Raw genomic sequence first — 19,747 nt, 5'->3', positions numbered from 1 at the left:
AAGGAGGAATTAGGATGAAATTCGTTACATTTCGTCTTCCTTCAAAAGAAATGCGAGCTGGATGGCTTGAAGGTGACAAAGTAATCGATATGAATCTTGCTAGTGGTGGAAAATTACCTTCTTCTATGTTCGCCTTTTTAGAGAAAGCGGATGAGTATGTAGAAGTGTTGCGTAATATTAATAATCCGGAAAAGGGCATATATTCTTTAGAGGAAGTGCAATTAGCAGCAGCGATTCCTAATCCGAGTAGTATTAGGGATTTTTATGCATTTGAACAGCACGTAAAAACGGCACGTAGCCGAAGAGGGTTAGATGTTGTACCTGAATGGTACGATATCCCGGTTTTTTATTTTACGAACCATCGTGCTGTAATTGGTCCAGATGATGTTGTAATTAGTCCGAAGAAATCTAAAAAACTTGATTATGAGTTAGAGATTGCTTGCGTAATTGGGAAAGAAGGAAGAAATATTTCTCGTGAGCAAGCAGAGGAATACATTTTTGGTTATTGTATTATGAATGATTGGAGTGCAAGGGACTTACAAGCAACAGAAATGAAGGTAGGACTTGGTCCAGCGAAAGGAAAAGATTTTGCAACTTCATTAGGAGCGTACCTTGTTACGAAAGAGGAACTAGATATTTATCGTAATGGTGACCGTTATGAGTTAGAGATGACTGCTCATGTAAATGGAAAGCTATTATCAAAAGGGAACTTTCGAGATATTTACTATACATTTGCTGAAATGATTGAACGTGCTTCGGAAGATGTTACGTTATATCCAGGCGATGTGATTGGTTCTGGAACAGTAGGAACAGGTTGTATTTTAGAACTGGGTACAGAAGAGTGGCTGCAAGATGGTGATGTGGTAGAGCTTACGATTACTGGTTTAGGTACATTACGTAATACGGTCAAAAAAGAAAAGGAAGCAGGTGATGAGCATGTTTTATCGTCACATGGGGGAGCTACCTCATAAACGACATGTACAATTCCGTAAAAAAGATGGATCACTTTATCGTGAACAGGTAATGGGAACAAAAGGTTTTTCTGGTACGCAATCTATTTTGTATCATCATTATATGCCAACGGAAGTAGGGCATGCGGCATTATCTCATTCTTGTCAGTTGCAGTATGAAGAAGATGTTGCTCTTTCTCATCGTCACTTTCGCACGAAAGAAAATAAAAAAAGTGGTGATGCAGTAAGCGGAAGAAACTTTATACTTGGGAATGAGGATTTATTAATCGGAGTAGTGAGCCCAACAGAAAAAATGGACTATTTCTACCGTAATGGTGATGGCGATGAAATGTTGTTTGTCCATTACGGAACAGGAAAAATTGAAACGATGTTTGGAACGATTCATTATCGAAAGGGCGATTATGTAACAATTCCAATTGGAACGATCTATCGTGTTATTCCAGATGAAGGAGAGACTAAGTTTCTTGTTGTAGAGGCAAATAGTCAAATTACAACACCGCGTCGCTATCGTAATGAATATGGACAATTGTTAGAGCATAGCCCGTTTTGTGAGAGAGATATTCGTGGTCCTGAAAAATTAGAGACGTATGATGAAAAAGGTGAATTTGTCGTAATGACAAAGTCGAGGGGATATATGCATAAACATGTTTTAGGACATCATCCGTTAGACGTTGTTGGTTGGGATGGTTATTTATATCCGTGGGTCTTTAATGTTGAGGACTTTGAGCCAATCACAGGTCGTATTCATCAGCCACCTCCAGTACATCAAACGTTCGAGGGTCACAATTTTGTTATTTGTTCTTTCGTACCACGTTTATATGACTATCATCCAGAATCTATTCCGGCACCGTATTATCATAGTAACGTGAATAGTGATGAAGTACTGTACTATGTAGAAGGTAACTTTATGAGCCGAAAAGGTGTGGAGGAAGGGTCTATTACACTTCATCCGAGCGGCATTCCTCACGGGCCACATCCTGGGAAAACAGAGGCGAGTATAGGGAAAAAAGAAACGCTTGAATTAGCTGTTATGATAGACACATTCCGTCCGCTTCGTATTGTAAAACAAGCACATGAAACAGAAGATGAAAAATATATGTATAGCTGGATTGAAGAGGGATCATATACTGTGAAATAAGTAAAAAAGGCATGCTCAATAACAGAGCATGCCTTTTTCATGGAATCGACATGTATAATAATACCAAAAAAAGTTATAGAAAGATATATAGAAAGAATGATAAAAATCGTGCATATTCATAAGAGTTTCTACTTATTTCGACAAAAGTATTGACTGGAAAAAGTACTATGAGTAAAATGAAAAAGCGAATTAAAAATTTTCAGAAAATTTAAAACTTGGAGGAGCATGCTATGAAGCAAATTTTTCAAAAGAAGCCTATTGCAAAGTTAATGCAAGAGAGTAAACAAAAGACGTTAGCAAGAACATTGGGCGCACTAGATTTAACGATGCTTGGAATCGGGGCAATTGTTGGAACGGGTATTTTTGTTCTAACGGGCGTGGTAGCAGCGAAACATTCTGGACCAGCTATTATATTATCATTTGCGATAGCCGCGTTAGCATGTGCCTTTGCTGCATTTTGTTATGCTGAATTTGCTTCTTCAGTTCCTGTCTCAGGCAGTGTGTACACGTACACATATGCGACGATGGGAGAAGTATTCGCATTTTTAATTGGATGGGACTTAATGCTTGAGTATTTACTTGCAACCTCTGCTGTGGCAAATGGTTGGTCCGCGTACTTCCAATCTTTATTAAAGGGATTTGGAATTCATATTCCTACCATTCTTTCCTCAGCCCCTGGTACAGGAAAGGGTGGAATAATTGATTTGCCAGCAGTTCTAATTATTTTAGTGATGACAGTTCTTTTATCTAGAGGTGTTCGTGAAAGTGCACGTGTAAATAATATTATGGTATTTATTAAACTAGCGGTTGTTCTTATTTTTATCTTTGCTGGTTTTAATTATGTGAAACCTGAAAACTGGACGCCTTTTATGCCATTTGGCTTAGATGGTGTAATGGCTGGAGCTGCTACAGTGTTCTTTGCATTTATAGGGTTTGATGCAGTTTCAACGGCAGCAGAAGAAGTGAAACGTCCACAACGTGATTTACCAATTGGTATTATTGCATCTTTATTAATTTGTACGGCTCTTTATATTATCGTTTCGCTTATTTTGACAGGAATTGTTCCATACGGGCAGTTGAATATATCAGATCCAGTCGCTTTTGCACTTCAATTTATTGGACAAGATAGTTTAGCGGGAGTAATTTCAGTAGGCGCAATTACAGGAATCACAACAGTAATGTTAGTTATGATGTATGGGCAAGTACGAGTTTCATATGCAATGAGTAGAGATGGATTGTTGCCGAAACGTCTTGCTAAAGTTCACCCGAAATTTAAAACACCGTTTTTAAATACGTGGACAACGGGAATTATTGCAGCACTTATTTCAGGATTAATAGATTTAAATGTGTTAGCGCATCTTGTAAATATGGGGACATTGTCAGCCTTTGCACTTGTAGCTGTAGCTGTTATTGTAATGAGAAGAACGCATCCTGATTTACCAAGAGCATTTAAGGCGCCGCTTGTACCATTTTTACCAGCGTTAACGGTAATTTTTTGTTTATACTTAATGCTTCAATTATCCGGGACGGCTTGGATTAGTTTTGGTGTATGGATGATTATCGGTATTGCGGTTTACTTCTTATATAGCCGAAAACATAGTGCTTTAAATAATAGTAAAGAAGAAGACGACGCAGCCAATTTATAAGTAGAAAAATCCATTCTAATTCTGTTAGAATGGATTTTTAATTTTGAAAATTTACATTCTTCTGAACTTGTTATAAGATAATTATTGTTGAACAAAAGGGGTGAAATAATGAAAAATACGTGGCGTGAGTTAAGGGAGATGGACCGTAACGTATGGATTCGATTTATTGGTGAGACGTTAAATGGAATTGCAATGATGATGTTGATGCCTTTTTTTGCATTATATTTAAAAGATAAGGTAGATTCATTATTACAGGTCGGAGTGATTATGGCACTGTCTCCAATTGCTGCCAGCTTTGGATCAATTATAGGGGGAAGAATTGCTGATATATATGGAAGAAAACCGATTATGATATTTTCGATGGCGAGCAATGCAGTATTCATGCTCGGTTTTTTATTTATAGAAGGATTTATTCCATATGCGATTTTATCTGTTTTTTTAGGATTAAGTAATTCGTTATTTCATCCAGCTGCATCAGCGATGGTTGCGGATGTAACGGCGCCAGAAAAAAGAACAGAAGCATATGGTCTATTGCGAATGGGGCACAATATAGGTGCTGCAATTGGTCCGATAATGGGGGCTTCAGTAGTTATGTTATCGAAGAACCTTGTGTTTATTATTGCCGCATCTACGATGTTATTTTATGCATTGCTTGTATTCGTCCTTATTCAAGAGACAATGCCAAAGAGTACGAATAAAGAAGGTGATACAGAAAAAGAATCAGGAGCAGTGTGGAAAATTGTATTGCGAGATAAGGCACTCATGATTTATTTATTAGCAGGTATCATTATTTCGATGGGATTTTCTCAAACAGAAGGCATGTTGCCACTGCACTTTGACAATGAAATGAAAGGTATTTTTGGAACTAACAATCCATATCCATATTTAATGGCTTTAAATGGACTATTAGTTGTGTTGTTCCAATTTCAAATTTCAAAATGGGTCACAGATAAACCTGTTGGAAAGACGATGTTATATGGTGCATGTTTGTTTGGGATTGGGTTATTTTTTATAGGGTGGTTACCGAAGTGGTTTGGAGGACTTGATACAAATGCTACGATTATTTTAATAACGTTACTGTTTGTATATGCCATATATACGTTAGGTGAGATGATTATGTCGCCTGTACAGATGACGTTTGTAGCGAATTTGGCTCCTGAGCATTTGAGGGGGACTTATATGGGAGCTGCAAGTTTGCAGTGGATTACAGGAAGTGCATTCGGCCCACTTCTTGGAGGTTTTTTATTAGACCGATTACTTGGCCACTTTTTATTTACAATTTTAGCTGTCGGTTGTGTAGTTGCAGGTATTGTATATATTTCTTTAGACCGTCTCGTTGAACAAAGGCAAAAAAGCACACTAACCAAACAATCTTCTTAATAATTAGATGACATACACAAAAAGGGGATTTCTACATATTTTAGGTACATAACTAGGTTGGATTGCAATTTTATCCCACTTTAATGGGCAGTAAGACCCCCACCTCAAAATTCAGCGAAAGCAAGGAATTTAGGTGGGGGTCGGGCTGCCCATTAAAGTCCGATTGGTTCAACTAATAATCAGTAGGGGATGAAGCCCCCCACTGATTAAAGTTTCACTTTATATATTTATCAAGAAAGTTAAGTGGAAAAAGTATAGAAAACCAATAAGTGGTGTCATTTAATTATTTGTGGAAGTTGCATTTTATTTCAAATAGGAACTACCTATTTTTATAAAAAGTGCTAAAATAGAAAAATGAAAACAATTGGTTAGGGTGATTTCAGTGACAAAAATTAAATTAGGTTTATTATATGGTGGAAAATCAGCTGAGCATCAAGTTTCGCTACAAACGGCTCTTGCTGCTATTAAAGCATTAAATCAAGATAAATTCGAGATTCATCCAATTTATATTACAGAACAAGGTCAATGGGTACGCGGTGAGCGTATTGAAGGTGAAGTAACAGATGTTGAAGTTCTAAAAATGAGCGGTGCAGAAAATGCGATTTCTCCGCTATCATTAAGCACAGAAATCATTCCATCTGCAAATGCTGAGGAAAATGCTATCGACGTTATTTTCCCATTACTACATGGACCAAATGGTGAAGATGGAACGGTACAAGGATTATTAGAATTAATGAATATTCCTTATGTAGGAAATGGTGTTCTAGCATCTGCTGCTGGTATGGATAAAGTTGTTATGAAAAACATTTTCGCAGAAGCTGGATTAAAACAAGCGAAATATGCATCATTCATTCGTAGCGGATGGGAAAAAGATCGTGAAACAGCATATGAAAAAGTAGAAGAAGTATTAGGATACCCTTGTTTCGTAAAACCAGCAAACCTTGGTTCAAGTGTTGGGATTAATAAGTGTAAAAATCGTGAAGAACTTGAGAATGCATTTGAAGAGGCATTCCAATTTGACCGTAAAATTATTGTGGAAGAAAATATCGTTGGACGTGAAGTAGAAGTTGGTGTACTAGGTAATGATGAACCGAAATGTTCAGTTGTAGGTGAAATCGTACCTAAAAAAGACTTCTATGATTATAAGTCGAAATACATCGATGGTGATACAGCGTTAATTATTCCAGCTGAAATGACAGAAGAAGAGTCTAATGTTATTAAGCGAGATGCGATTGTTGCATTCCAATCGTTAGATGGTGCTGGCTTAACGCGAGCTGATTTCTTCTTAACGAAAGATGGAGAAGTATATATTAACGAAGTGAATACGATGCCAGGATTTACGCCGTTTAGTATGTTCCCTCTACTATGGCAACATACTGGATTACCGTATCCGGAATTAATTGAAGAGCTAATTCGTTTAGCAATGGAGCGTCACGAAGAAAAACAAAAAATTAAATATACAATCTAACAAAAAAAGGAGGAGGCACTATTCGAAGGAATAGTGCTTCCTCTATGTAAGGAGTGTTTTTATGATAAATCGAACGTTAAAACAAGTAGAACAAATGACAAATGGTACGGGATTAGCACAGCAGTATGAGGGAATTACTATACAAGGAGTGTCTATTGATACGAGAAAAATCGAAAAAGGAAACTTATATGTTCCGATTCAAGGTGAACGTTTCGATGGACATGCTTTTGTAGATAAAGCTGTTGAAAATGGAGCTGTGGCGACATTATGGATGAAAGATGTAGCAAATCCACCTGAGAATCTTCCGGTTATTTTTGTAGAAGACACGCTATCAGCATTACAAATGTTAGCAAAAAACTATCGCGACCAATTGGATGTTAAAGTGATTGGTGTGACAGGTAGTAACGGTAAAACATCTACAAAAGATATTGTAACAAGTCTTCTTGCGACTAAATTCAAAGTTCAAAAAACAGAAGGAAACTTCAATAATCATATCGGGCTACCTCTTACTATTTTAAACTTAGAAGAAAATACAGAAGTAGCTGTATTAGAAATGGGAATGTCAAGCCGTGGGGAAATTGAATTCTTATCTAAGTTAGCTCGTCCAAATGCAGCTATCATTACGAACATTGGTGAAGCGCATTTAATGGACTTAGGCTCTCGCGAGGCAATTGCTGAAGCGAAATTAGAAATTGTGACAGGATTACAAGAAGGTGGAGTGTTCGTATATAACGGAGATGAGCCATTATTAACGAATCGTGTTCCTGAAATGAATTTAATAGCTGAAACAGTTACGTTTGGTGATGCTAGAGCAAATGATTACTATCCAACGACTGTAACGTTACAAGCAACTGGGACACACTTTAAAATGAATAGAGAAGAAAACATTTCATTCTATCTACCGGTATTAGGGAAACACAATGTGTATAATACGCTTGCTTCTATGGCAATTGCGAAACATTTTGGTGTAACGTGGGAAGAGATGAAAGAAGGTTTAGTAACACTTCAAATGACAGGCATGCGTATGGAAATTGTAAAAACAAATAGTGGATTAACAATTATCAACGATGCTTATAATGCAAGTCCAACAGCTATGGAAGCAGCATTCCACCTAATGAATGGTTTAGATGGATTCTCTAAAAAAATTGTTGTTCTCGGCGATATGTTAGAGCTTGGAGATCAAGAAGTACAGTTTCATTATGAGGTAGGTAAATTAATCGATCCAGCAAAAATCTCCTATGTGTTCACATATGGTAAATTAGGAGCTCAAATTGCTGAAGGAGCGAAAATTAATTTCCCTAACGAACGTGTAAAGGCTTATGATAATAAAGAAGAGTTAGTAAAAGAGTTGCAAGCAGTAGTCGATGCGAAAGATGTTGTATTAGTCAAAGCATCTCGCGGTATGAAATTGGAAGAAGTAATTACGATGTTGAAATAATTGGTGTATATAAATAGGGATGATAGCAACGAAAAAAGAAGAAACTTATAATAAGCGCTTACAGTAAATATAAAAAAATAAAAGTGAAGAAAAAAACTCTTAATATGAAAATAAGGTAACAGTTGGGTTTGCTTTTTACACATACAAAACTTATAATTGATAAAGTGTAATAACGTTTAGAAGTATTTTCGTGAAGAATATACGCCCGTTTATATACGTGAGCATTCAGGAAAAGGGCTTTTCCGCAAATTCGGAAAACGCCTTTTTTTAAATGATAAGTATAGGATAGAAAAGGAGAAGTAACATTGACAACATTTCGAGAATTAGGATTAAGTGATTCTTTACTGCAATCTGTTGAAAGTATGGGCTTTGAAGAGGCTACGCCAATTCAAGCTGAAACAATTCCACATGCATTGCAAGGTAAGGATATTATTGGGCAAGCACAAACAGGTACAGGGAAAACAGCAGCATTCGGATTACCACTATTAGATAAAGTGGATACACATAAAGAATCGGTTCAAGGTATTGTTATCGCGCCAACGCGTGAATTAGCAATTCAAGTTGGAGAAGAGCTATACAAAATTGGTAAACATAAACGCGTTCGTATCTTACCAATTTACGGTGGTCAAGATATTAACCGCCAAATTCGTGCTCTAAAAAAACACCCACACATTATTGTTGGTACGCCGGGTCGTATTTTAGATCATATTAACCGTAAAACACTTCGCTTACAAAACGTAGAGACAGTTGTTCTTGACGAAGCGGATGAAATGTTAAACATGGGCTTCATTGAAGATATTGAAGCAATTTTAACAGATGTGCCAGAAACACACCAAACATTACTATTCTCAGCGACAATGCCGGATCCAATCCGTCGTATTGCTGAGCGTTTCATGACTGAGCCTCAACACATTAAAGTAAAAGCAAAAGAAGTAACAATGCCAAACATTCAGCAGTTCTATTTAGAAGTGCAAGAAAAGAAAAAGTTTGATGTATTGACACGCTTATTAGACATTCAATCTCCAGAGCTTGCGATTGTATTCGGTCGTACAAAGCGTCGTGTTGATGAATTATCAGAAGCATTAAATTTACGTGGTTATGCTGCGGAAGGTATCCATGGTGATTTAACTCAGGCGAAACGTATGTCTGTATTACGTAAGTTCAAAGAAGGTTCTATTGAAGTTCTTGTTGCAACAGACGTTGCTGCACGTGGTCTTGATATTTCGGGTGTAACACACGTATACAACTTCGATATTCCACAAGATCCAGAATCATACGTTCACCGTATTGGCCGTACTGGTCGTGCAGGTAAAAAAGGTATTGCAATGCTATTTGTAACACCACGTGAATCTGGACAATTAAAAAATATCGAGCGTACAACAAAACGTAAAATGGACCGCATGGATGCACCAACACTTGACGAGGCACTAGAAGGTCAACAACGTTTAATCGCTGAAAAACTTCAAAACACAATTGAAAATGAAAACTTAGCATACTACAAGCGTATTGCGGAAGAAATGTTAGAAGAGAACGACTCTGTAACAGTAGTAGCTGCTGCTTTAAAAATGATGACAAAAGAGCCAGATACAACTCCAATCGCTTTAACATCAGAACCACCAGTTGTTGCAAGAGGTGGCGGTTCTAAAAAACGCGGCGGTAACGGAGGCGGATACCGTGATGGTAACCGTAATCGTAGTCGTGATGGACGCGGTGGCGATGGTCGTAACCGTGACCGCAATCGCGATGGTCGTAATCGTGACGGTAACCGTGATCGCAATCGTGATGGCGGCAACCGTGGTCGTCGTGGCGAAGGTCAAGGACGCCCAGGATCTTCAAACGGACGCGGCGAAAGAAAACATCATAGCCGTAAGCCACAAGCTTAATAATGAAAAAGAGAATGCCCTTTGCCGGCATTCTCTTTTTTTATTTTTGTAATTGTACATACTACATAATAACTTATGTAGAAATGAGGTGCCGCATGCTTGTAAGGCTTGGCTATGTCGCGATGAGTGTACATTTGAAAAATGCATCTCCATCTCAAACGATGACGTACGCGCAGTTTCAAAAAATAGATGATCGGGAAGCGGCGATTCGTAAACTTGAAAGAATTGCTAATTCGAATTTGGAAAACTGTTTACGATTATTAAAACATAATAAAGGACATGACATATCGTTCTTTCGACTTAGTTCCAAGCTGATTCCTTTAGCGAATCATGAGGAGTTGTTAGATTGGAATTATATTCGCCCTTTAAAAGAAAATTTAAAAGTGCTAGGTGATTACGCTATTCGAATGAATATGCGTATTGATTTTCATCCAGATCATTTTGTTGTACTTAATTCACCCGAGGAGAATATTTTTAAACAATCTGTAAAGACGTTACAGATGCATAGAAAATTATTAAAAGGTATGGGGATTGAACATAAGCAACGATGTGTAATGCATGTTGGTGGCGGATATAAAGATAAAGAGCTTGCATTAGAGCGTTTTATAGAGAATTGGTCTAATGTCCCAAGAGGTATTCAGGAAATGATTATGTTAGAAAATGATGATACAACTTTTACGCTCGAGGACACATTATATTTAGGAGAAAAATTGGACATTCCCGTTGTATTTGATTTACATCACCATATGATGAATCATGATCGAGAAGATTGGCATGAAGATTGGGCGCGTGTCGTACATACGTGGGAATCGTCTTTGTTACCAGTGAAAATGCACATTTCTAGTCCTAGAGAGGGAAAAGACCCGAGAGCACATGCGGACTTTATTGATGTAGATACTTTTTTATCTTTTTTAAAAAAGATAAAGGGAAGTGTTCCACAAATTGATTGTATGATTGAAGCGAAGATGAAGGATGAGTCTTTATTTCAACTCATGAGGGATTTAAGTGAACAAACAGATGTGGAAATTATCGATGGTGCGAGCTTTTATATTAAATGAGCTCTGCACCATCGAGTTTTTTTATTAATAAAGGGGTGCAAATACCACCAATGATCAATCCTGTTAAATGGCTGATAGGGTTGGCAGAGGGATTGAAGAAAGTGAATAGTAGTAATATACATATCATGATTGAAAAAATAGCGATGTCTCTTGGATTGGAAGAACGATAGCGGCTATACATTAGAAATAACTGTGCACCTAGCAATCCGAAGATACCACCAGATGCCCCGGTATGAATATATTCATGGGGCATAATAAGATAAGAGAAAATATTTCCGAGAATGCCAGAAAGGAAAAAAATAATGATGAAAGAAAAGTGGCCTAGTTGTTTTTCAATAGAAGAGCCAAGGACGAATAAACAAATACTATTAGAAAGAAAATGTGGTAAGTCTACATGTACGAGTAGGGAAGTTATGAGACGCCACCATTCTCCTTTAGCGATATATTCATTAGAAGCTGCCATAGGAAAGAGGAAAAAATCGCCTAATATAATCATGATTAATTGTACGAGAAGTAAAGCGATGACGATTGGTTGTAAGGAAATGCGGGCGGATGGTATTAGCATATTGTGAGTATCACTCCTTTTGCATCAGAAAGATTCTCTGTTATTCTTACAATATGAAAAAAGAAAGCTAAATAGAAGAAGGGGATTTTGAAATGATTGTAGGGATTGGAATCGATATTATTGAATTGAATCGAATTGAAAAAATGATAGATGGAAAGCTTAAATTTATGGAACGTATTTTAACTGAAAGTGAACGTAATGTTGCTAAGGGGCTGAAGGGAAGCCGCCTTACAGAGTTTGTAGCTGGAAGATTTGCAGCGAAAGAGGCGTATTCAAAAGCGGTAGGAACTGGTATCGGGAAAGAAGTGAGTTTTTTAGATATTGAAGTAAGAAATGATGATAGAGGGAAGCCGATTCTTATTACAAGTACAGAGCATATTGTTCATTTATCAATTAGTCATAGTAAGGAATTTGCTGTTGCTCAAGTTGTTTTAGAAAGCTCGTCACGCTAGTCTGCATATTTTATATCTTTGTCTCATATATTTGTGGTAGCGATAAGGAAGGTACATCTTCCATTCATTTATAGGGGCAAAGGGGCTGAAGTGATGAAAAGGCGTCTGTTTTTAGTTCTTGTCGGTTTATTAACCGTTTTTGTGTTGGCCGGTTGTATGGAAAAGAAACAAGATGATGTTGTGAGAGATTTAGAAGCGAAAGTAAAAGGGTTGAAAAGCTATCAAGCTGAAGCGAAATTATCTATTAAAACAGGGAATGAGCCTCAGGAGTATAAGGTAGAAATATGGCATAAGGAACCTTCTTTTTATCGTGTGAATTTGCAGAATGCGAAAAAAGACCAAAGTCAAATTATTTTAAGGAATGAAGAAGGTGTATTTGTATTAACGCCAGCGCTTAATAAGAGTTTCCGTTTCCAAAGTGATTGGCCGCAAAATAGTAGCCAGGCTTATTTATACGAATCTCTTGTGAGGGATATTTTGCAGGATAAGAAAAACCTTACTTTTGAAAAAACAGATAAGTATTATATCTTTAAAACAAAAACAAACTATCAGCATCAAAACATGTTGCCGAGACAAGAGATTACATTGAAGAAAAGTGATTTAACACCAGTTTCGGTGAAGTTAATGGATAATGATCAAAATGTTCTTGTGAAAGTAGATTTCTCTAAAGTGAAATTTGATGCGAAATTTGATAAAGGTGCATTTGATACGAAGCAAAATATGTCTAGAGCGCAAGTAGATGTTCAAACGACAGCGAAAGAAGACAAACCATTTGCTATTTTGTATCCGCGTGATACGCCGCAAGGTATGACTTTGAAAGATGAAAAAGAGTTGAAGACAGACAGTGGCAAGCGTGCGATACTCACATACACTGGAAGTAAGAAATCCTTTACTTTAATACAAGAAAAGGCAAAAGTTGCAGAGGCTTCGTCAGCGATAAGTGTGAGCGGGGAATTGGTTGATCTTGGCTTTACAATTGGAGCATTGACGAAAGACTCTTTAACGTGGTCGCATAACGGAGTAGAATATATGCTCGTGTCTAAAGGTTTAGAGCCGAAGGAGCTGTTAATGGTTGCTCGTTCAGTTACAGAGAAGCAAGTGAAGTAAACTTCTTAGACGTGGTGATATATGTGCACCACGTCTTTTCTTAGTTTGAAGGGTGGATTTCATAAAAGAAGCATATAAAAGAATAAGCTTCGCATATCGTGTATAAGGAAGTGTGTTTATGGAAGAAGCGCCATTTTACCGTGACACTTGGGTGGAAGTGGATTTAGATGCCATTTATAACAACGTTACACATATTAAAGAATTTATCCCGAGTGATGTAGAAATTTTTGCCGTTGTTAAAGGGAATGCATATGGGCACGATTATGTACCGGTGGCTAAAACAGCATTAGAAGCGGGGGCGACAAGGTTAGCAGTTGCGTTCTTAGATGAAGCTTTAGTGCTTCGAAGAGCTGGTATTACTGCGCCGATTTTAGTGTTAGGTCCTTCTCCTCCTCGTGATATAAATGTAGCTGCTGAAAATGATGTAGCATTAACTGTTTTTCAAAAGGAATGGGTAGATGAAGCAATCAAACTTTGGGATGGTTCGTCTACGATGAAATACCATATTAATTTCGATAGTGGTATGGGGAGAATTGGAATACGTGAACGTAAAGAATTAAAAGGATTTTTAAAAAGCTTAGAAGGTGCACCATTCTTAGAATTGGAAGGAGTTTATACGCATTTTGCAACGGCAGATGAGGTGGAGACTTCTTACTTTGATAAGCAATATAACACATTTTTGGAGCAGTTAAGTTGGTTGAAAGAATTCGGAGTGGAACCTAAGTTTGTTCATACAGCTAATAGTGCTGCAACGCTACGTTTTCAAGGGATTACATTTAATGCAGTACGAATTGGTATTGCGATGTATGGGTTATCTCCATCTGTAGAAATACGCCCTTTTTTACCGTTTAAATTAGAACCAGCGCTATCATTGCATACGAAAGTTGCTCATATTAAAGAGGTGATTAAAGGGGATGGAATTAGTTATAACGTCACTTATCGAACGAAGACGGAAGAATGGATTGCGACCGTTGCAATTGGTTATGCAGATGGCTGGCTTAGAAGATTACAAGGATTTGAAGTGCTTGTAAATGGTAAAAGGGTACCGATTGTAGGGCGAGTAACAATGGATCAATTCATGATTCACCTTCCTTGTAAAGTGCCTCTTGGTACGAAAGTTACACTCATTGGAAGGCAAGGAGATGAATATATTAGCGCTACAGAGGTTGCGGAATATTCAGGTACTATTAATTATGAAATTATTACAACGATTAGTTTCCGTGTGCCGAGAATATTTATACGGAACGGTAAAGTTGTGGAAGTAATCAATTATTTGAATGATATATAGAAGGTAGTATGATTTGCTTCTTGTCATGTGAGAGGACTTTTCGTTGGCTAAGAATAAGTTCGTTTTTTGACGAGAAGCTTTTTACTTATCATTACTTTTAACATAATTTAACGTGGAAACTCTTCCGTTTCTTGTTGTAATGAGATAAAAAATAAAAGAATATGAATGTTTTGTTTGTGAATTGGAAAACATAAGCAAGGAATAAGGAAGTCTTTGCAACAGGCTCCATACAATGGTATTATTACAATAGGTGTCATATATATATTTGGGTGTGTAGTTGACGGTGGAGGTGTATTTTTGTGTCCGAATCAAGTGTAACTACTGAAATCGTGGTTCGGTTGCCAAAGCAAATGGTAACGGAATTGGACGGAATTGGAAAACAAGAGAATAAGAATCGCCATGAACTAATTTGCCAGGCAACACAACTGTTATTGCGTCAACATAAGACGAAGAAACGCTACCAACATGAATCAATGCGACGTGGGTACATTGAAATGGGAAAAATTAATCTTGGTATTGCATCTGAAGCTTTCTTAGCAGAGTATGAAGCAGCTCATACAGTAGAACGCTTAGTTAGCGGGGGGTAATATTTTGATTGTAAAACGCGGCGACGTGTATTTTGCAGACCTTTCCCCAGTTGTTGGTTCTGAGCAAGGAGGCGTTCGTCCGGTTCTTGTCATTCAAAATGACATCGGAAATCGTTTTAGTCCAACGGTGATTGTAGCGGCTATTACTGCACAGATTCAAAAAGCGAAATTACCCACTCATGTGGAAATTGATGCGAAAAAGTACGGTTTTGAGAGAGATTCTGTTATTTTACTTGAGCAGATTCGAACAATCGATAAGCAGCGCTTAACGGACAAAATCACTCACTTAGATGAAGTGATGATGATTCGTGTAGATGAAGCGCTACAAATTAGTTTAGGACTAATAGATTTTTAAATCGGCAGTTTAAGTTGCTCTCTTTGAAGGGCAACTTTTTTTATTATAGAGGAGGTTGCGGTTGTATATGGAAATGGTAGATAATCGACAAGCGTTAATGAAAATGTTAGTGAAGGAATTAGGCTTTACCGAAAAGCAAGTTCGTCATGTTATTCAATTAACAGAAGAAGGTAACACAGTTCCATTTATTGCTCGTTACCGAAAAGAATGGACAGGCTCTTTAGATGAAGTGCAAATTCGTACAATTTTAGAGAGATGGCAATATATAATGCAGCTTGAAGATAGAAAAGAAGAGGTTCTTCGTCTTATTGATGAGAAGGGGAAACTGACAGGAGAATTACGTCAGCAAATTGTGAAAGCTACAAAGTTGCAAGAAGTAGAAGATTTATATCGTCCATATAAAGAGAAGAGAAGAACGAAAGCAACGATTGCAAAAGAAAAAGGACTAGAGCCATTAGCTGAATGGTTATTGTTATATACAAAAGAAGATCCGAATCAGAAGGCAATGGAGTTTATAAATGCCGAGAAAGAAGTGCAATCTGCAGAAGAGGCATTACAAGGTGCTCAAGACATTATTGCAGAAATCGTTTCAGATGAAGCAGCATATCGTAGTTGGATTCGGAATGTTACTTTTAGAAAAGGTGTTATGTCTTCGGCTGTAAAAGATGAAGAGAAAGATGAAAAAAATATATATGAAATGTATTACGATTATGAAGAACCGTTGCAGAAAGTCGTGCCGCATCGTGTATTAGCGATGAATCGCGGTGAGAAAGAAGATATATTGAGAGTTTCTGTTGTTCCGCCAGTAGATGAGATAGTAACTTTCTTATATAAGAAAGTAATTCGTGATAACGATTCAAAAAGTGCACAGTATGTAAAGTTAGCAATTGAGGATGGTTATAAACGATTAATTCAATCCTCTATTGAAAGGGAGATTCGAAAAGAATTAACAGAAACAGCTGAGGAACAAGCAATACATATTTTCTCTGAGAACTTACGTAATTTGTTATTACAACCTCCAATGAAAGGAAAGGTTGTGTTAGCTGTAGACCCTGCATATAGAACGGGTTGTAAATTAGCTATCGTAGACGATACGGGGAAAGTTCTATATATTGATGTTATTTATCCGCATCCACCAGTGCGTAAATATGAAGATGCAAAAGCGAAAGTTCTTTCTATTATAGATAAATATCAAGTTGAAATGATTGCGATTGGGAATGGTACAGCTTCTAGAGAATCGGAAGAATTTATAGTTGATGTATTACAAAATGTGAAACGAGAAGTCTTCTATATTATTGTGAACGAAGCTGGTGCGAGTGTGTATTCGGCTTCTGATTTAGCCCGCGAGGAATTCCCAGATTTACAGGTTGAAGAAAGAAGTGCGGTTTCTATCGGTAGACGTCTGCAAGATCCACTTGCTGAACTTGTAAAGATTGATCCTAAATCAGTTGGGGTTGGACAATATCAACATGATGTGTCTCAAAAAAGATTAAATGAATCATTAACGTTTGTAGTAGAGACAGCAGTTAACCAGGTCGGTGTGAATGTAAATACAGCTTCAGTTGCGTTGCTGCAATATGTTTCAGGCTTATCAAAAACTGTTGCGAAAAATATTGTAGCAAAGCGTGAAGAAGAAGGGAAATTTACAAAACGAACAGACTTAAAGAAAATACCACGTCTAGGTGCGAAGACATATGAACAATGTATAGGTTTCTTACGTATATTAGAAGGGGCAAATCCGTTAGACCGTACAGGTATTCATCCAGAACAATATAAAAATGTTGAATTGTTATTGAAGAGTCTAGGATTATCGAAAGATGACGTAGGGCAACCGCAATTACAAAAGAGTTTAGAAGAAGTAGAGATTTCTAAGTTGTCGCAAGAAACGGGAGTTGGAGAACCAACATTAGTTGATATTATAGATGCACTCATTAGTCCAGAGCGAGACATGAGGGATGAGTTGCCTAAACCGCTTCTGAAAAAAGGGATTTTGAAGTTAGAAGATTTAAAACGTGGTATGGAACTGGAAGGAACAGTTCGTAACGTTGTTGATTTCGGTGCTTTTGTTGATGTAGGTGTGAAACAAGATGGTTTAGTACATATTTCTAAACTAAGCAAACAATACGTGAAGCATCCGTTAGATGTTGTATCTGTCGGACAAATCGTCAAAGTATGGGTAGATGATATTGATACGAAAAAAGGTCGCGTTGCATTATCGATGTTGCCGATTGAATAGTAAGAGAAGAGAGCAGATGAAACTGCTCTTTTTTTATAGGATAAAACGTGTAATGGATTAGGAACTTTGATGTATTTTGCTATAATAAAACCAGCATTCATTTAGTAATTTAATTTGATACCGGTTTTTTTCAAAATATGCGCGTTGCATTTGTTTTTTGAGCCATGTAGGCATAGGAATCCCTCCTTGTTTAATCCTACTCTCATAAATGTAAAGTACTATTGATGAGAGGTTGGTGAGTGGATTTCTATTTTTGCTATGTTTTTAGAAACCACGCTTCTTGAATGAGGATGGGTATATGTACTATTTAATATATGTATAAGAGAGGAGAAAAGTGTAAAAATATTTTTTTGTTTAGGAGGAATGAAAATGGATGAGCAAGAAATACAGCGGCTAGTGGAAGAAGTATCACTACAATATTTCGGAATGCCGTTTTTACATAAAGCAATGTTTAATAGTAGGTTGCGTACAACTGGTGGACGTTATCTGTTGAATACACATAATATTGAACTGAATTATCGATATTATGAAATGTATGGGAAAGAAGAATTAGTTGGGATTGTTAAACATGAACTTTGTCATTATCACTTACATATTGCGGGAAGAGGGTATAAGCATCGGGATAAGGATTTTCGAGAATTATTAAAGGCAGTTGATGCACCACGCTTTTGTAAACGAATGATAAATGAAGAGAAGGGAAAAAAGGTTTATATGTATGAATGTATGGAATGCTCACTTCAATATGTAAGGAGGCGTCAAATAAATACAAAAAGATATGTCTGCGGAAAGTGTAAAGGGAAACTAATCTTGATAAAGAAAACATCTTGACAGTGAAAACGCAATCCAGTATATTATAAACATGTCACGTTTGTACAAGATGTTGTGAAAAAACTTCTTGACTTACGATGAGAATTTTTATAAGATACAAATTGTCTTTATTATTCCGCAGTAGCTCAGTGGTAGAGCTATCGGCTGTTAACCGATCGGTCGTAGGTTCGAGTCCTACCTGCGGAGCCATACAGAGAAGTACCCAAGTGGCTCAAGGGGCTCCCCTGCTAAGGGAGTAGATCGCGAACGCGGTGCGAGGGTTCGAATCCCTTCTTCTCTGCCATTCATATTGGCCCGTTGGTCAAGTGGTTAAGACACCGCCCTTTCACGGCGGTAACACGGGTTCGAATCCCGTACGGGTCACCACTCCGGAGGATTAGCTCAGCTGGGAGAGCACCTGCCTTACAAGCAGGGGGTCGGCGGTTCGATCCCGTCATCCTCCACCATAATATTATAATGAAAAGTAAAATGACATTAATGTAAAGATTAAATGGTCCCGTGGTGTAGTGGTTAACATGCCTGCCTGTCACGCAGGAGATCGCCGGTTCGACCCCGGTCGGGACCGCCATTTTAACTTCTGCTAATTGGCAGTTGTTTTTTATTGGTCATTATGGTACAATAACATTTGTCTTTGAAAATAAGATAAGCATTTCGATGGGCTATAGCCAAGCGGTAAGGCAACGGACTTTGACTCCGTCATGCGCTGGTTCGAATCCAGCTAGCCCAGCCATTTACGAGCCATTAGCTCAGTTGGTAGAGCATCTGACTTTTAATCAGAGGGTCGAAGGTTCGAGTCCTTCATGGCTCACTTTTGTTTTTTCCGCGCGGTCGTGGCGGAACGGCAGACGCGCTAGGTTGAGGGCCTAGTGGGGGAAACCCCGTGGAGGTTCAAGTCCTCTCGGCCGCATCGAAAAAATCTTTTAAAAAGTACTTGCATTTGAAAATGTAGTATGATAAGATAATTGAGTCGCCAAAACACAACGACGAAAAAACATCATGAATAAGCGCCCGTAGCTCAATTGGATAGAGCGTTTGACTACGGATCAAGAGGTTAGGGGTTCGACTCCTCTCGGGCGCGCCAATTACGGGAAGTGGCTCAGCTTGGTAGAGCACCTGGTTTGGGACCAGGGGGTCGCAGGTTCAAATCCTGTCTTCCCGACCACGCGGGTGTAGTTTAGTGGTAAAACAAGAGCCTTCCAAGCTCTGGTCGAGAGTTCGATTCTCTTCACCCGCTTTTAGTTCTTTGAAAACTGAACGAAACAAACAACGTGAAACGTCAATTTTTATTTTAGATGCTAGACAAACTAACTTTATTGGAGAGTTTGATCCTGGCTCAGGATGAACGCT

Annotated in this window: 17 protein-coding genes and 11 tRNA genes; 26 read left to right on the top strand and 2 right to left on the bottom strand. The window is 37.8% G+C overall.

Annotated features, from left to right (window positions below; all coding sequences use genetic code 11):
* The first annotated feature begins 14 nt into the window (after positions 1-14).
* The 8 genes from PDQ40_RS25215 to uvsE all read left to right on the top strand — a co-directional run bounded on the left by PDQ40_RS25215 (position 15) and on the right by uvsE (position 10,982).
* Positions 15-971 carry a fumarylacetoacetate hydrolase family protein gene (locus PDQ40_RS25215; RefSeq protein WP_000674031.1) on the top strand — a complete coding sequence of 319 codons (957 nt, stop codon included), beginning with the start codon at positions 15-17 and terminating at the stop codon, positions 969-971.
* Positions 937-2,109 (top strand): homogentisate 1,2-dioxygenase, encoded by a 1,173-nt coding sequence (locus PDQ40_RS25210; protein ID WP_000499916.1) that lies wholly within the window; start codon positions 937-939, stop codon positions 2,107-2,109. Before PDQ40_RS25215 ends, PDQ40_RS25210 begins: the two co-directional genes overlap by 35 nt.
* Positions 2,110-2,339: 230 nt before the next feature.
* Positions 2,340-3,755: an amino acid permease gene (locus PDQ40_RS25205; RefSeq protein ID WP_000809368.1), complete on the top strand. Its 1,416-nt coding sequence runs from the start codon at positions 2,340-2,342 to the stop codon at positions 3,753-3,755.
* Between the two features lie 108 nt (positions 3,756-3,863).
* Positions 3,864-5,135, top strand: coding sequence for an MDR family MFS transporter (locus PDQ40_RS25200; protein WP_000799737.1), 1,272 nt, complete (start codon positions 3,864-3,866; stop codon positions 5,133-5,135).
* A gap of 382 nt (positions 5,136-5,517) precedes the next feature.
* Positions 5,518-6,603, top strand: a complete 1,086-nt coding sequence (locus PDQ40_RS25195) for a D-alanine--D-alanine ligase (protein ID WP_000161445.1) — start codon at positions 5,518-5,520, stop codon at positions 6,601-6,603.
* 61 nt (positions 6,604-6,664) lie between these two features.
* Entirely contained in the window at positions 6,665-8,041 is a 1,377-nt protein-coding gene (gene murF / locus PDQ40_RS25190; protein ID WP_074543892.1) for a UDP-N-acetylmuramoyl-tripeptide--D-alanyl-D-alanine ligase, read from the top strand.
* A 305-nt stretch (positions 8,042-8,346) separates the two neighbouring features.
* Entirely contained in the window at positions 8,347-9,924 is a 1,578-nt protein-coding gene (locus tag PDQ40_RS25185; protein WP_000206582.1) for a DEAD/DEAH box helicase, read from the top strand.
* A 95-nt stretch (positions 9,925-10,019) separates the two neighbouring features.
* Complete coding sequence (uvsE, locus tag PDQ40_RS25180; protein ID WP_000961149.1) at positions 10,020-10,982, top strand: UV DNA damage repair endonuclease UvsE; 963 nt, start codon at positions 10,020-10,022, stop codon at positions 10,980-10,982.
* On the opposite strand, the gene PDQ40_RS25175 is transcribed toward uvsE, so the two are convergent.
* Positions 10,975-11,547 carry a rhomboid family intramembrane serine protease gene (locus tag PDQ40_RS25175; protein ID WP_000906924.1) on the bottom strand — a complete coding sequence of 191 codons (573 nt, stop codon included), beginning with the start codon at positions 11,545-11,547 and terminating at the stop codon, positions 10,975-10,977. The genes uvsE and PDQ40_RS25175 overlap by 8 nt on opposite strands.
* 92 nt (positions 11,548-11,639) lie before the next feature.
* On the opposite strand from PDQ40_RS25175, the gene acpS reads away from it, so the two are divergent.
* The 6 genes from acpS to PDQ40_RS25145 all read left to right on the top strand — a co-directional run bounded on the left by acpS (position 11,640) and on the right by PDQ40_RS25145 (position 17,572).
* A complete protein-coding gene (gene acpS / locus PDQ40_RS25170; protein ID WP_000635037.1) occupies positions 11,640-11,999 on the top strand; it encodes a holo-ACP synthase in 360 nt (119 codons plus the stop codon).
* A 156-nt stretch (positions 12,000-12,155) separates the two neighbouring features.
* Positions 12,156-13,106 carry a LolA family protein gene (locus tag PDQ40_RS25165; RefSeq protein WP_025991724.1) on the top strand — a complete coding sequence of 317 codons (951 nt, stop codon included), beginning with the start codon at positions 12,156-12,158 and terminating at the stop codon, positions 13,104-13,106.
* Positions 13,107-13,224: 118 nt separating this feature from the next.
* A complete protein-coding gene (gene alr, locus PDQ40_RS25160; protein ID WP_000390604.1) occupies positions 13,225-14,394 on the top strand; it encodes an alanine racemase in 1,170 nt (389 codons plus the stop codon).
* 299 nt (positions 14,395-14,693) lie between these two features.
* Positions 14,694-14,981 (top strand): antitoxin EndoAI, encoded by a 288-nt coding sequence (locus PDQ40_RS25155; protein ID WP_000004570.1) that lies wholly within the window; start codon positions 14,694-14,696, stop codon positions 14,979-14,981.
* A gap of 4 nt (positions 14,982-14,985) precedes the next feature.
* Entirely contained in the window at positions 14,986-15,336 is a 351-nt protein-coding gene (gene ndoA, locus PDQ40_RS25150) for a type II toxin-antitoxin system endoribonuclease NdoA (RefSeq protein WP_000635963.1), read from the top strand.
* A 67-nt stretch (positions 15,337-15,403) separates the two neighbouring features.
* A complete protein-coding gene (locus PDQ40_RS25145) occupies positions 15,404-17,572 on the top strand; it encodes a Tex family protein (protein ID WP_000426229.1) in 2,169 nt (722 codons plus the stop codon).
* Positions 17,573-17,629: 57 nt separating this feature from the next.
* On the opposite strand, the gene cmpA is transcribed toward PDQ40_RS25145, so the two are convergent.
* Positions 17,630-17,746, bottom strand: a complete 117-nt coding sequence (gene cmpA / locus PDQ40_RS25140; protein WP_001143642.1) for a cortex morphogenetic protein CmpA — start codon at positions 17,744-17,746, stop codon at positions 17,630-17,632.
* A 195-nt stretch (positions 17,747-17,941) separates the two neighbouring features.
* On the opposite strand from cmpA, the gene PDQ40_RS25135 reads away from it, so the two are divergent.
* The 12 genes from PDQ40_RS25135 to PDQ40_RS25080 all read left to right on the top strand — a co-directional run bounded on the left by PDQ40_RS25135 (position 17,942) and on the right by PDQ40_RS25080 (position 19,634).
* Positions 17,942-18,400: a SprT family protein gene (locus PDQ40_RS25135; RefSeq protein ID WP_000344246.1), complete on the top strand. Its 459-nt coding sequence runs from the start codon at positions 17,942-17,944 to the stop codon at positions 18,398-18,400.
* Positions 18,401-18,514: 114 nt separating this feature from the next.
* Positions 18,515-18,589 (top strand) — tRNA-Asn (locus PDQ40_RS25130).
* A 3-nt stretch (positions 18,590-18,592) separates the two neighbouring features.
* Positions 18,593-18,683 (top strand) — tRNA-Ser (locus tag PDQ40_RS25125).
* Positions 18,684-18,691: 8 nt separating this feature from the next.
* Positions 18,692-18,766: transfer RNA gene (locus PDQ40_RS25120), tRNA-Glu, on the top strand.
* Positions 18,767-18,770: 4 nt separating this feature from the next.
* Positions 18,771-18,846: transfer RNA gene (locus tag PDQ40_RS25115), tRNA-Val, on the top strand.
* A 46-nt stretch (positions 18,847-18,892) separates the two neighbouring features.
* Positions 18,893-18,968 (top strand) — tRNA-Asp (locus PDQ40_RS25110).
* 87 nt (positions 18,969-19,055) lie between these two features.
* Positions 19,056-19,130: transfer RNA gene (locus tag PDQ40_RS25105), tRNA-Gln, on the top strand.
* A gap of 5 nt (positions 19,131-19,135) precedes the next feature.
* Positions 19,136-19,208: transfer RNA gene (locus tag PDQ40_RS25100), tRNA-Lys, on the top strand.
* Positions 19,209-19,224: 16 nt separating this feature from the next.
* A tRNA-Leu gene (locus PDQ40_RS25095) sits at positions 19,225-19,307 on the top strand.
* Positions 19,308-19,404: 97 nt separating this feature from the next.
* A tRNA-Arg gene (locus PDQ40_RS25090) sits at positions 19,405-19,481 on the top strand.
* Positions 19,482-19,485: 4 nt separating this feature from the next.
* Positions 19,486-19,562: transfer RNA gene (locus PDQ40_RS25085), tRNA-Pro, on the top strand.
* 1 nt (position 19,563) lies between these two features.
* Positions 19,564-19,634 (top strand) — tRNA-Gly (locus PDQ40_RS25080).
* Positions 19,635-19,747: the final 113 nt, after the last annotated feature.

It is taken from the genome of Bacillus cereus group sp. Bc061, assembly GCF_027715825.1.
Classification (GTDB): domain Bacteria; phylum Bacillota; class Bacilli; order Bacillales; family Bacillaceae_G; genus Bacillus_A; species Bacillus_A paranthracis.
The sequence above is the reverse complement of the archived record's forward strand: the minus strand, read 5'-3'. Positions and strand labels throughout refer to the sequence as shown.

Bases quoted from the DNA above. Each gene is read 5' to 3' on its own strand.
- PDQ40_RS25205 (WP_000809368.1), top strand. From the start codon at position 2,340: ATGAAGCAAATTTTTCAAAAGAAGCCTATTGCAAAGTTAATGCAAGAG.
- PDQ40_RS25210 (WP_000499916.1), top strand. From the start codon at position 937: ATGTTTTATCGTCACATGGGGGAGCTACCTCATAAACGACATGTACAA.
- PDQ40_RS25200 (WP_000799737.1), top strand. From the start codon at position 3,864: ATGAAAAATACGTGGCGTGAGTTAAGGGAGATGGACCGTAACGTATGG.
- uvsE (WP_000961149.1), top strand. From the start codon at position 10,020: ATGCTTGTAAGGCTTGGCTATGTCGCGATGAGTGTACATTTGAAAAAT.
- PDQ40_RS25175 (WP_000906924.1), bottom strand. From the start codon at position 11,547: ATGCTAATACCATCCGCCCGCATTTCCTTACAACCAATCGTCATCGCT.
- PDQ40_RS25215 (WP_000674031.1), top strand. From the start codon at position 15: ATGAAATTCGTTACATTTCGTCTTCCTTCAAAAGAAATGCGAGCTGGA.
- cmpA (WP_001143642.1), bottom strand. From the start codon at position 17,746: ATGCCTACATGGCTCAAAAAACAAATGCAACGCGCATATTTTGAAAAA.
- murF (WP_074543892.1), top strand. From the start codon at position 6,665: ATGATAAATCGAACGTTAAAACAAGTAGAACAAATGACAAATGGTACG.
- PDQ40_RS25145 (WP_000426229.1), top strand. From the start codon at position 15,404: ATGGAAATGGTAGATAATCGACAAGCGTTAATGAAAATGTTAGTGAAG.
- acpS (WP_000635037.1), top strand. From the start codon at position 11,640: ATGATTGTAGGGATTGGAATCGATATTATTGAATTGAATCGAATTGAA.
- PDQ40_RS25135 (WP_000344246.1), top strand. From the start codon at position 17,942: ATGGATGAGCAAGAAATACAGCGGCTAGTGGAAGAAGTATCACTACAA.
- alr (WP_000390604.1), top strand. From the start codon at position 13,225: ATGGAAGAAGCGCCATTTTACCGTGACACTTGGGTGGAAGTGGATTTA.
- PDQ40_RS25165 (WP_025991724.1), top strand. From the start codon at position 12,156: ATGGAAAAGAAACAAGATGATGTTGTGAGAGATTTAGAAGCGAAAGTA.